Genomic DNA, 12,883 nt, shown 5'->3' with positions numbered 1-12,883 from the left:
TCTTAGCGCACAGCCAGTAAACTTTCAATATTTTCCAGAAGTGCTTCTTCCTGGAATGGTTTACCCATGTATTGACTTACACCAAGCGACAATGCACGTTCACGATGTTTCTCACCTGTACGCGAGGTGATCATGATAATTGGCAAGTCCTTATGCAACTCATGGTGTCGTACAAGGTTTGTGACCTCAAAACCATCCATACGTGGCATTTCAATATCCAGTAGCATCAGGTCAGGTTTCACTGTTTCGAGCTGCTCCATCGCATCAACACCATCTTTGGCAGTGACCACATCATAACCTTGGCGCTCTAACAGACGCGAAGTCACCTTACGTACGGTGACCGAGTCATCGACAATCATGATCAGGCGACGTTCATCATAACGCTGTTTGGTATAAGTCTCATCGGCCTGCTTACTACGCGCAGTCGACTGCGCTTGTCGCGCAATATTCTGACCATCCAGAATTAAACAGACCTGACCATCACCCAGAATCGTTGCACCCGCAATCACACCAATACTAGAGAACTGCTGCCCGACAGGTTTCACAACAATCTGACCACGCGAACCAATCAACTGATCCACCAGTAATGCGGTAGTCTGTCCTTGTGCACCTTTGATCAGTAACACAGGTAAAGAATGAACCACACCACTCAAACGTGGAATTGGCTGTCCTGCCACAAACTCAGAAAGATAGCGTAAACGGTAACGTTCCTGATCAATAGTGAAATAGTCATCCTGACTGTCAAAGTATTGCTCAAGTGCCATTGGTGAAATACGAACAATACGATCGATCTGTGCCAATGGGAATGCAAACTGTTGATCGCCTGCTTTAACCATCAAGGCATCACTTACTGCAACCGTTGTTGGAACTCGGATGGTAAAGGTGGTGCCTGTACCCAATGTAGAATCCACACTAACATGCCCGCCCAAAGCTTTAATATCGCTTTGTACCACATCCAGCCCTACACCACGCCCAGAAATCTGTGTGACCTGAGCAGCAGTACTAAAACCAGGATGGAAGATAAATTGTAAAATCTCTTCCTGTTCCAGCTTCTGGTCTGGCGTCATTAGACCCGTTTGCAGTGCTTTTTCTTTAATACGGTTAACATCGATCCCTTTACCATCATCACTGAAAGTCACGACCACATCAGTACCTTGACGGCCAATATTCAGGACGATGTGCCCAGTTTCAGGTTTATTGGCTTGTAAACGCTGTTCACGATCTTCAATACCATGGTCAATCGCGTTACGTAACATATGTTCAAAAGGTGAAACCAGACGCTCAAGAATACTACGGTCTAATTCCCCTTCAGTATTGTTCACCACCAATTCAGTTGGACGGTTCAATGCTGAAGCGGTTTGGCGCACGATACGCTGTAAACGCGGTAACAAGCGTGAAAATGGTACCAGACGAGTACGCATTAAACTTTCTTGAATCTCAGCCTGAATACGAGATTGTTGCAGCAACAAGCCTTCTGTATCACGAATCTTCTCAGACAAGGTGGTCTTGAAGTCAACCAGATCCGAAGCTGATTCAGCCAGTGATTTTGACAACTGGTTCAGAGATGAATATTGGTCCATCTCTAATGGGTCGAAGTCGGCATAACGCGCATCTTCTCCACCATGTCGTGCAATAATCTGACTTTCCAGCTCACCTTCCATTCGGCGTAACTGATCCGCCAAACGCTTGATCGCCAGCTCCATTTCCGTCAACGTACCGCCCAATTGACCTAAGTCCATCTCTATACGTGAACGGTTGATCGCATTTTCCCCTGACAGGTCAATCATCTTCTCGATGACGTCCGCAGAGACACGAATCATTTCATTATTCTGTTCAATACGTTCCGTGGTTTCCCACTCACCCAGCATTGATGGCGGTTCTGTTCCATCGCCCTGAACAAACTCCATCGTATATTCAGGCGTGAAGATATCTCTCGCAGAAAGTTTCTGAGGAAGTTGAGCTGAAACATCGACAAACTCCATCTTCTCCAGACTTTGTTTTAAGCCATCAAAATTCGCATATTGACGCTTAAAGATGGCTTCATGCAGCCATGCCAATGCGGTATTCAGCAGGTTGTCATACACATTTGAATTGAAATGATGAACACCAAACTGCTCAAAAGCATTTTCTAAATGGTAGGCAATTACGGCAATGGCATCCATTTCAGCCATGCGTGCACCACCTTTTAAGCTATGGGCATTACGTTGTAACTGTAGCAGCACACTACGATTACCGCGTTGTTCAAACCATTGCTTTAATAAGCTTTGTGCCTGTTCCAGCAGTTCTTCTGCTTCCTCGAGGAAAGTCTGCTCGACCAGCGAACGAACATCATCGTCCAATGGCTCTGCCACTGCCTCAAGGGTTTGAGCGGCAGAAGTCGCATCAAGTATCTCATCTGAGGCAACCGCGCTTGTTTCTGGCGTTGTTAATGCCACCGTCTGTGCATCAAGTGCAGGTTCAACTTCGGCTAATTCAGGTAATTCGGCTTGTGCTTCAACAACATCTGTTTCAATCGCTGCAAATGCATCTACAGTCTCAATTACTGGCTCAAGCGTTGCAGGAGCAACTGTTTGGTCTGCCTGTTGAAGTAACTGCACCACATGCGTTGATGGATAATCTGTTTGCTGATCGCGAATGGTCTGAATGCGGTCTGCAATATCGTCCTGAACTAAACGAATAATTGCAACCAAGTGTGGAGTCGCCTGAATTTGCTGATTAATCAGTTTTTCATAGATGGTTTCCAGCTCATGAGCAATCAAGCCAATATGACGCGCCTGAATCATATTTGAACCACCTTTTAAGGTGTGCAAATAACGCATCAGATTTTTTAGCGCATCCAAATTCTGATGATCGGCGGTCCATGTGCTTAAGTCAATATCAATCCCTGCAAGCAGTTCATCGGCTTCTTCAAGGAAAATATCCAACAAATCTGGATCAAAGTCACGATTTGACTCTGCTGATTGTAATTGCTGCTTATCCAGTGCCAGTTGTGCTGCAAACGCAGTTACATCGACAGTTGCATTGGCTGGGATTGCCGTTCCCGAGTTACTTGTCTCAACAGCGCTATCATTGGTCTGTGTTTCAACCGTCTCAAGGACAGGTTGTGGCGTAGCGAAAGTAACATCAGCTTGCGGAGCTGTAACCGTGGTTTTTTCCAAATTATGGAGAACGGCCAAAGTATGCGTTGCTGGATAATCGACATGCTGATCACGAATAATTTGAATCCGATCAGCAATATCATCCTGTACAGCACGAATCACAGCAATGAGTGCAGGTGTTGCTTGAATTTGCTGGTTAATCAACTTTTCATAAATGGTTTCTAGCTCATGCGAAATCACGCCAATATGACGTGCCTGAATCATATTTGCACCACCTTTTAAAGTGTGCAAATAACGCATCAGATTCTTTAAAGCATCAATATTTTTATGATCCGCCGCCCATGTATTAAGATCAGTATCAATCCCTGCAAGCAGTTCATCTGCTTCTTCAAGGAAGATATCGAGCAAGTCTGGATCAAAATCACGGTTCGCTTCATCCGAATCTAACTGTTGCTTATCCAGTGCAAATTGGGCAGCTAAGTCAGTCACAGCGCTTGAAGTTGCTTGTGGTTCAACCGCCAAAGTTTCTTCAACTGTATGGGTCTCAACATCCACTGCTTCTTGCTGCACAGACTCAACATTTTGCTGAGTAAATGAGCTTAATTCATTTAAGACACGCTCATGTGCTTTGGTTAAAGTGACACGCTGTCCGGCTGCCAAGGTATCAAATAACTGGATAAACTGTTGATGAACTTGATGGTAAAGTTCAAAGGCATAATCAAGATTGAGTAAACTTGGTTTAAAAATAAGATCTTGATAGCTTGAACGCAATAAACTGGTGTACTGATACATACCAATCGTTGCATGATGATGCGTATGCTGTAACAGAATTTCGGCCTGTTGACTCAGTAACTGGATATATTGCGGGAACTCATGACGTGCACGCTTCTCGAAATCAAATTCGACATCCAGTAAGTCATTAATTTCCAATTCAATTAATTGAGATACCAGACCTTGTGGACGTATTGCTTCACCATTCTTTTCTTCTAACTGGAAGTCATAGCTGTCCCAGGCAACATTAAAGGTCTCATAAATTTCATTGAACTTTTGTTGAGTGCCTTCATGCTTCAAGGTATGTAAATAATCACCGACAAACTGTGCATAATGCGTCAATAAAGCCGTTTCATCTGAACTTGAGTCCAGTTCTTCCTGTAATAATGTTTTAAACAGATTTTCAACTTTTGAACTGGCTTCAAAGACATGATCGACATGCGCCATTGCGGAACTGCCACGCAAGGTGTGCAACGCACGAATCAAGGTATTGTATTGATCATTGCTTGGACGATCATTTTGTAAGAACTGATTGATGGTCGCCAAATGTTCTTCGGCTTCTTCTTGGAAAATAGCCAGAGTTTCTTTGGCCAATGCCTCATCCTCAAACGGAGTCGCCAATTCAAGCTCAGATACAGGCTCAACTTGCTGTGGCACTTGATTCTGTGCTTCCGTTTCAACGACAACATCATCCACCAGCTCAAGGCCAGTCAATATCTCGTCATGATTAAGATCAACGGCAAGATTTAGAAGCTCTGCCAGCGCAGGCTCAGGACTTTGTTGCTGTTGTAATTGTTGTCCTAATAAAACCAATGGCTTGAAGTCGACCTGATGGGCCTGAACTGCCTTAAAGTCATGCGCAAGTTTAAAGCGATAAAGATTAAAAACTGATTGTACATAACGCTGAATATCAGCATTCAAAGTAATTGTACCCGCAATCACACGATTTAAAGTATCTTCAACTGTCCATGCCAGCTCACCTGAAGACTTTGCGCCGACCATTCTTCCAGAGCCTTTTAAAGTATGGAAATGACGGCGAATATCAGTAAGCACATTCTGTTGATGTGGTTGTTCTTTCCATTGAACAAGTAATGGCTCTAACTCAACAAAGATCTCATCTAATTCTTCAATAAAAATCTCAAGAATCTCTGCATCTTGTTCAAGATAACTGTCTTCAGGAAGCGTCATCGTTTCAACTAACGTTTTTAATATTTGTTTCATAGCTGCTTCTTTCGTTTTTATCCACCAACGTGGGTAAAAATTACGTCTATCTATCACACAAGATGTAGTTCCACTTCGCCATCACCTTGTTGAGATATCCAACACATCTAAAATGGAAAGACAGACACCCCCATCTGCCTTTCCAATTCGTTTTACTCAGGTAACTTAAAGTCAGTTACTGATTCACGTAACGATTCAGCCATATTTGCCAACTCAGAAACTGAGCGTGCTGTATCAAACGTTGCTGTTGTCGTTTGTGACGTAATTTCCTGTACAACATTCATCGTGGTTGCAATATGACTTGCAGAAGCAGACTGAAGTTTTGCTGCATCCGAAATGCTTGCAATCAGTTTCGCCAAGTCACCCGATACTGTTTGAATCTCATCCAGTGCAATACCCGCATCTTTTGCCAGATTCGCACCACGTACAACCTCAGAAGTGGTTTGTTCCATTGAGATTACAGCTTCGTTGGTATCCGTTTGAATGGTTTTAACCAGACTTTCAATCTGTTTGGTTGCTGATGCAGAACGTTCTGCAAGACGCTGTACTTCATCGGCTACGACCGCGAAACCACGGCCTGCTTCACCAGCCATCGACGCCTGAATTGCTGCATTTAATGCCAGAATGTTAGTTTGGTCGGCAATATCGTTAATCAACGAGACGATGTTACCAATCTCTTGAGAAGATTCACCCAAACGCTTAATACGTTTTGAAGTTTCCTGAATCTGTTCACGAATATGATCCATACCCTCAATCGAACGGTTTACGACTTGCGCACCATTGGTTGCAATCTGTACCGAACGTTGTGCTACGTCAGCAGATTCAGATGCGTTGGCAGATACTTGGTCAATGGACAATGCCATTTCATTCATTGCCGCGGATGCACCCGCAATTTCTTGCGCCTGATGTTCAGAAGCTTCGGCTAACTGGTTGGTAATGTTCTGGGTATCTTGGGTATAGCGAGCAACTTCTTGAGAAGTATCCGTGATTCGCGAGACAAGGTCACGTAACTGATCGATCGCAAAGTTAATCGAATCGGCAATTGCGCCTGTAAAGTCCTCAGATACTGTCGCATAAGAACGTAAGTCACCATCTGCCAAGTCTGCGATTTCATCAAGTAAACGTAAAATCGCATTCTGGTTACGGTCATATTCGTCTTGTAAACGGGTTACACGCTCTTTATCGGTGTTACTACGTAAAGCAAGTAATTGTAGTGCAGAGAAAACCAGCAAGCCTAAAGCACCGATCAGCACGATACCTGCAATAACATTGCCCCAACCACCCTCAGCTTTATTTGATAACGCATTCAAAGAGTTCAACAGCGCATCAGATTGAGAGAAGATTTGCGAAGATGCCTGACGTACACGCACGATCTGGTTCGCGTTTTGCAATACCGTTGCCGCTGCTGATTTCAATACGGCGTCATAGTCAGATTTAATGCTGTCTACAGACTCACGTAAAGCAGCTGAACTAATACGGTCTACACCCAGTTCAGAACTACCATTTAACTGTGCATTTAAATACACACCAAAGGTATCAATATCGGCACCGAAGTCATTTGCAGAAACACTAGAATTATCTGTACCAACCAATACCGAGTTGATCGAACGTAAAATACGTTCAGCAATAAACACTTGGTTCTTGGTGATAATTACCTGACTACTCGGCATGTTTTCACGTACCATCTGGTCAACCATCAGGTTATATTCAGCCTGAATCTCAGGGATGGTATCGCTAATCGCAATGTTGGTATCGTAAAGCTGGTTAATGACTTTCTGTTGTGATGCAATCAGGTCAATATTCTTAGAGATTCCGCCCCAAAGCTCATTCACCTTCTTGTATTCATCAGAGCCTTTACCATAAACACTTTCAACCGTTTCAAGGTTTTCAGTAAATTGCTTTTCAGATTCAACCAGCTTTTTCATCTCTTCAGGTTTACCCGAAGCTGTCGCTTCTGTCGCCTGACGTGAAATGGTTTGCGATAACAAACGCAATTCACCCAGACTACGGGTTAACTGGTTTGAACGCGGTACACTAACGAACAAGTAGATTAAGAGGATGACTGCAAGGGCCAAAGCAATTAAAGCACGATAGATAATCGGTTTTGATTTCTCAGTTTCACCGAATAAACGAGAGAACTGATCGAGTTGCGTTCGTATATTATCGAGAAACGCTCCACCCTTTTTCAGCCCCGCACTATCACTACCATTCTTTTTTTTAAGTTTAAAGCCCATGTCAGCTTCTCCCCGAAATACGCCTTTATCTTCCGTAGCGTATTAAATTAGTTTATAAATTTTATTGATGCATTCATGTATTGAGGATTTTTTAATAATCGGCTCAATAAGAACACATGCCATTGTTGATTATGTTGGTGGAAATGACCTTGGCAATAGTCTTTTAACTTATTATCCAGATCATTATTTTGAGAGAAAAAACTCTTTTTATTAAAGTGCTGAATCCCCAAAACCTGATCAACGACCAACCCCACATAATGATCTTGATGGCTAATACAAATCACTTTTTGCGTCGGAGAAAACTGGCTTCTTTGCCCTGAAATAAAATGTGTTAAATCAGAAACCGAAAGCAGTCTTCCACGAATATTTGCCAAACCACGTACCCACGCCTGAGTATTTGGTACTGGTGTATATTTCGGAGGATAAATTACCTCAGAAATTTCCCCCAATGGCGCAACAAAATATTGCCCCAACATCTCAAATGCAATGCCCGACCAACGGTTCGTTTCATTTTGAGTTGAAGTATATTGTTTATTGCCTCGCTTGGATAAACGAAGCAACTCGATAAATCCATTTGCTGCCATACCCTATCCCGTATTGAATAATGAGAAGGCTCACATTGAGCGAATTAACTTAATAATTGTTTAATCACATCAATAAGTTGTTGTTCATCTACAGGCTTGGTCAAATAGTCACAAGCACCCTGACGTTTACCCCAAACACGGTCAGTTGCCTGATCTTTGGTACTGACAATCACAACAGGAATATGCTGTGTGTCTTTACCTTTGCTGATTTGACGGGTTGCCTGAAAGCCATTCATCCCTGGCATAACCACATCCATAAGCACTAAATCAGGTAATTCTGCTTGTGCCAAGGTCACCCCATCTGCGCCATTGGTTGCTTCAATTACGTCATAACCGTGCTTTGTTAATATTTCTCTAAAGCGAAAAGTTTCAGTAGGTGAATCATCTACAATAAGTATGCGAGCCATTTTTTCCTCAATCTTTAATTTTATGCGCTAACGTGGTTGCGAATCGCGTTTAACAACTCATCTTTACTGAATGGCTTAGTTAAATACTCATCCGAACCCACGACACGGCCTTTCGCCTGATCAAACAAACCGTCTTTGCTTGACAACATAATGACTGGAATATTTTGATAATTTAGAGAGTTTTTAATTAATGCGCAGGTTTGGTATCCGTCTAAACGAGGCATCATGATGTCAACAAAAACGATATCCGGATTAGCTTCTGCAATTTTTGATAATGCTTCAAAGCCATCAACCGCAGTAATGACTTCACAGCCTTCACGTTGCAATAACGTTTCAGCTGTACGACGAATCGTTTTAGAATCGTCAATCACCATCACCTTTAAATTTTGAAATTTATCTTCCATTTATTGTCCTGCCCCAATACTCAATACAAATTATGGTTGGTTTAATTTGTTTTATACAGATCAGTTGATATTTTTAACATATCTTTACTTGCATTATCAATGAAGTTTTTTGAACCAACCTATCAGTTTCTCTAAACAATCCTAAGCAGATCACACTTTTAATTAAATTCCTAATTTTTTTGCCTAATAAGTATTTTTAAATGTATAAATTAGCACTAATATACAACTGATTATTATTTAAAAATAAGTGATTTAATTAACTTTTTTCGGGGAATGTAATGGCTGGTTCGTTAAAGTGCGGTTTCCGCATTCGTCACTTTACAACGATTACGCGTACTTACATCTGCTCATTTTTTCTATTTTTTGTTGCAAGTTCAACTTTTGCCGTAGTGGAACCCACCAAAGCCACTTGGTACCGCTATTATGACAAGAACGGCGTTGCCAATGTCAGCACCTCAGTCACCCCTGAACACATCCGTTATGGTTATGAAGCGCTTGACCGCAATATGCAGGTGATTAAGCGCAATCGACCTTATAACGCGACCGCTGATGCGCAACAATCTGCTCAACGTGAATCTGTTGCCCGTCGTCGGGAACAGGATCTAAGATTAAAACGCGCTTATGGCAATACCCAGATCGCCACCGCCAAACGTGATCAGATTTTAGCGAATTTAAAGAAGCAGCTGAATTATCAACAGGAGCAATTGCAGCAACTGCAAAAAGACAAAATTGCTTTTAAGCGTCAGGAAATGGATTACCATCGTAAAGGTGAAATGCTGCCAGCCCAATTAAAAAGCAATCTGGAAAATAATGCCAAGAATATTGAGAACGTCAAAAAAACCGTTGAAAGCCTGCGCAATGCCTACCATAAAACAGAAATTGAATACGCAGATATCATTAGCCGTTTAAAGACACTGGAATAAAACACAGCCATTAAAAGTAAGAAATTACAGTGCCAATTCTGCTTTTATCTCATCTAAATGACTCTACATTTTCAACATTTAAATACATTGCAGTGGTTTATACTGCGCTAAATTGAATGATTCATGTCATAATGCCAACAGCTCAAAGTGAGCCTATTATTTTTGCTCCTTGTTGTAGCATCTTTTAAATAACACTTAACTTTAGGACAGTTTCCATGCGCGCAAGCCGCTTTTTATTTGCAACGTTAAGAGAAACCCCAAATGATGCTGAGGTCATTTCACACCAGCTCATGTTACGTGCGGGGATGATTCGTAAATTAGCTTCAGGCTTATACTCTTGGTTGCCCATGGGAACGCGCGTTTTAAAGAAAGTAGATGCGATTGTGCGCGAAGAAATGAACCGTTCAGGTGCATTAGAAGTCTTTATGCCTGTAACGCAACCTGCTGCGCTTTGGGAAGAGTCTGGTCGTTTTGAACAATACGGCCCAGAATTATTACGTTTTAAAGATCGTCATGATAATCCATTCGTATTGGGTCCAACCCACGAAGAAGTGATTACCGATTTGGCACGTAATGAGCTAAAAAGTTATAAGCAATTACCACTGAATTTTTATCAGATCCAAACCAAATTCCGTGACGAAATTCGTCCACGTTTTGGGGTGATGCGCTCTCGTGAATTCATCATGAAAGATGCGTATTCATTCCATACAGATCAGGCATCATTGCAAGAAACCTATGATGTGATGTATGACACCTATAGCCGTATCTTTACCCGCTTAGGTCTGGATTTCCGCCCAGTACAGGCAGATACAGGTTCAATCGGTGGTTCAGCTTCACATGAGTTCCATGTACTTGCAGCCAGTGGTGAAGACGATATCGCATTCTCAACTGAATCTGATTATGCAGCCAATGTTGAAATGGCTGAAGCGGTTCTAGTGGGCGAACGTGCTGCCGCGACTCAAGCTTATACGCTTGTCGACACACCAAATCAGAAAACCATTGCTGATGTGTGCCAATTTCTGAATGCAGATGCAAAACAATCGGTCAAAGCATTATTGGTACAAGGCCCAACGGATGAAAAAGGCAATACACCAGTGGTTGCCCTGTTCTTACGTGGTGACCATGAGCTGAATGATATTAAAGCTGAAAAACATCCGTTAATTGCTGCACCTTTGACTTTTGCAACTGAAGCACAGTTACAAGAACATGGTTTGACTGCTGGCTTCTGTGGTCCACAAGGTCTGGTTGAAAAAGGCTTAACCGTTATCGTAGATCGTGCAGCATCGGTATTGGCTGACTTTGTTGCTGGTGCCAATGAAGTGGACAAACATGCGACGGGTGTAAACTGGGATCGTGATGCCAAATTCACAGAAGTATTCGACTTACGTAATGTCGTCGAAGGCGATCCATCTCCAGATGGTAAAGGCACACTTCAAATCAAACGCGGTATTGAAGTCGGCCATATCTTCCAGTTAGGAACCAAATATTCAGAAGCCTTAAACTGTAAAGTATTAGGTGAAGATGGTAAGCCATTAACCGTGACAATGGGTTGTTATGGAATTGGTGTAACACGCGTAGTGGCTGCTGCTATTGAACAAAACTTCGATGACAAAGGTATTATCTGGCCACAAGCGATTGCACCTTTTGAAGTGGCAATCGTACCAATGAATGCACACAAGTCACCGCGTACACTCGAAGCAGCTGAAGCGCTTTATGCAGAACTGCAAGCACAAGGCTACGACGTATTACTGGATGACCGTAATGAACGTCCGGGGGTGAAATTCTCTGATCTTGAATTGATGGGGATTCCACATCGTATCGTGATTGGTGAAAAAGGTCTGGATGCAGGCACTTTCGAATACAAAGGCCGTCGCGATGCAGAAGCAAGCAATCTGAATAAAGAAGAATTAATGGCAAAACTTGTCCGTTAATCTGACCAACAGATGTAAAAAAGCCGTTTAATTTAAACGGCTTTTTTTATGGCTTAATTACACGGTTAAATCTTTTACTGTTTCAGATGGGCCATTATTTTTGACAGATTCAATGCCCTTATCACGTGACTGCTCACTCGCGTAAAGCTGACTGGTACCAATCACCTGATGATTCGCTGCTTTTAAATTAAAATAAGGCTTGTCATTTTTTGAAGTTAAACGCTCATAACGGGCATCATCTGGACTATTTTTCTGAACAGATGCAATGCCATTCATTGCCGCTGCTTTGGTCTTATATAATTCACTATTTAAAACTGGCTCACCATTTCCTGCTTTGAGTACAAAACGGTATTGCCCATCGCTTGCCTGACTTACTTCGAACCATCCTGCCATAAGGACCTCTATTTATTGGAGTTACATTTTGATTGTTATCTCATCCAATATAGATCAGCAATTGCCGTTTAAGAAGATTAAATTTTGTTCGCTTTTGGTAATTTATGTAATGAATAAAAAGGAGCATTTATATGCTCCTTTCCAAGTCTATTTAATTAAACTTTTTTCACAAACTCAGACTTCAGTTTCATTGCACCGACGCCATCAATTTTACAATCAATGTTATGACCATCGCTTGCATCTGGCACCAAACGAATACTTTTTACTTTGGTCCCCACTTTAACAACAGATGATGAACCTTTAATTTTCAAATCTTTGATAACAGTGACGCTATCCCCATCTGCTAAAACATTGCCATTTGCATCTTTAATAATGTCTTGTACTTCAATAGCCTGACTCTCGCCTTCTTTCCACTCATGTGAGCACTCTGGGCAAATCAATAAATCGCCATCTTGATAAGTATATTCTGATTGGCATTGTGGGCAATTTGGAAAAGACATAAAAAAATCTCAAAAAGGCTATTATGAGGGATAGACGCCTTTTTTCAAAACTTTAAGGCTGAATGTCCTTCCCAAGCAAATAATTCTTTAAGACCAGCGCATGATTTAACTCAGGATCTTTAGCCGCATAAATCAAAGTTAACTGTTCATGTTCTGCCATCTGTCTGAGTTCGTTTACATGTGGATTGCCTTCGAGCTCCTGATAATAACCTTCCTGAAAAGTTAACCAATGCTCAGCTTTATGACAAAACGCCTTTCTTAATTCAGTGGAAGGCGCAATGTCCTTAAGCCATAAATCCAGCTGTGCACGCTCTTTGGAAATCCCTCGGGGCCACAACCGATCAACCAGAACACGCTGACCGTCAGTTGCTGCAACAGGATCATAAATACGTTTAATTGCAATCAGCACATTACTCT

At 42.1% G+C, this 12,883-nt stretch carries 10 protein-coding genes; 2 read left to right on the top strand and 8 right to left on the bottom strand.

The features are described from left to right. Positions 1–2: 2 nt before the first annotated feature. From IEV36_RS04865 to pilG, 5 genes are all read right to left on the bottom strand, one after another. The gene (locus IEV36_RS04865; RefSeq protein WP_005259359.1) at positions 3–5,090 is read right to left on the bottom strand and encodes a hybrid sensor histidine kinase/response regulator; all 5,088 of its coding nucleotides are present in this window, start codon (positions 5,088–5,090) and stop codon (positions 3–5) included. A gap of 152 nt (positions 5,091–5,242) precedes the next feature. Continuing rightward, positions 5,243–7,324: a methyl-accepting chemotaxis protein gene (locus IEV36_RS04860; RefSeq protein WP_005259361.1), complete on the bottom strand. Its 2,082-nt coding sequence runs from the start codon at positions 7,322–7,324 to the stop codon at positions 5,243–5,245. A gap of 47 nt (positions 7,325–7,371) precedes the next feature. Continuing rightward, on the bottom strand, positions 7,372–7,908 hold the full coding sequence (locus IEV36_RS04855) for a chemotaxis protein CheW (RefSeq protein ID WP_004775363.1): 537 nt from the start codon (positions 7,906–7,908) through the stop codon (positions 7,372–7,374). A gap of 44 nt (positions 7,909–7,952) precedes the next feature. Beyond that, positions 7,953–8,315 (bottom strand): response regulator, encoded by a 363-nt coding sequence (locus IEV36_RS04850; protein WP_004775365.1) that lies wholly within the window; start codon positions 8,313–8,315, stop codon positions 7,953–7,955. 20 nt (positions 8,316–8,335) lie between these two features. Continuing rightward, positions 8,336–8,719, bottom strand: coding sequence for a twitching motility response regulator PilG (gene pilG, locus IEV36_RS04845; RefSeq protein WP_004652356.1), 384 nt, complete (start codon positions 8,717–8,719; stop codon positions 8,336–8,338). A gap of 278 nt (positions 8,720–8,997) precedes the next feature. Between pilG and IEV36_RS04840 the strand changes: the two genes are divergently transcribed. Continuing rightward, entirely contained in the window at positions 8,998–9,642 is a 645-nt protein-coding gene (locus tag IEV36_RS04840; protein WP_005259364.1) for a hypothetical protein, read from the top strand. A 215-nt stretch (positions 9,643–9,857) separates the two neighbouring features. Further along, positions 9,858–11,573 carry a proline--tRNA ligase gene (locus tag IEV36_RS04835; RefSeq protein ID WP_005259366.1) on the top strand — a complete coding sequence of 572 codons (1,716 nt, stop codon included), beginning with the start codon at positions 9,858–9,860 and terminating at the stop codon, positions 11,571–11,573. A 57-nt stretch (positions 11,574–11,630) separates the two neighbouring features. Here the strand turns inward: IEV36_RS04835 and IEV36_RS04830 are convergent, their stop codons facing one another. From IEV36_RS04830 to IEV36_RS04820, 3 genes are all read right to left on the bottom strand, one after another. Further along, entirely contained in the window at positions 11,631–11,966 is a 336-nt protein-coding gene (locus tag IEV36_RS04830) for a YegP family protein (RefSeq protein ID WP_004775368.1), read from the bottom strand. Positions 11,967–12,121: 155 nt separating this feature from the next. Beyond that, positions 12,122–12,466, bottom strand: coding sequence for a zinc ribbon domain-containing protein YjdM (locus tag IEV36_RS04825; protein ID WP_005259368.1), 345 nt, complete (start codon positions 12,464–12,466; stop codon positions 12,122–12,124). Positions 12,467–12,518: 52 nt separating this feature from the next. Continuing rightward, positions 12,519–12,875: a DUF488 domain-containing protein gene (locus tag IEV36_RS04820; protein ID WP_005259370.1), complete on the bottom strand. Its 357-nt coding sequence runs from the start codon at positions 12,873–12,875 to the stop codon at positions 12,519–12,521. Between the last annotated feature and the right edge of the window lie 8 nt (positions 12,876–12,883).

It is taken from the genome of Acinetobacter vivianii, from assembly GCF_014635885.1.
GTDB classification, from domain to species: domain Bacteria; phylum Pseudomonadota; class Gammaproteobacteria; order Pseudomonadales; family Moraxellaceae; genus Acinetobacter; species Acinetobacter vivianii.
The sequence above is the reverse complement of the archived record's forward strand: the minus strand, read 5'-3'. Positions and strand labels throughout refer to the sequence as shown.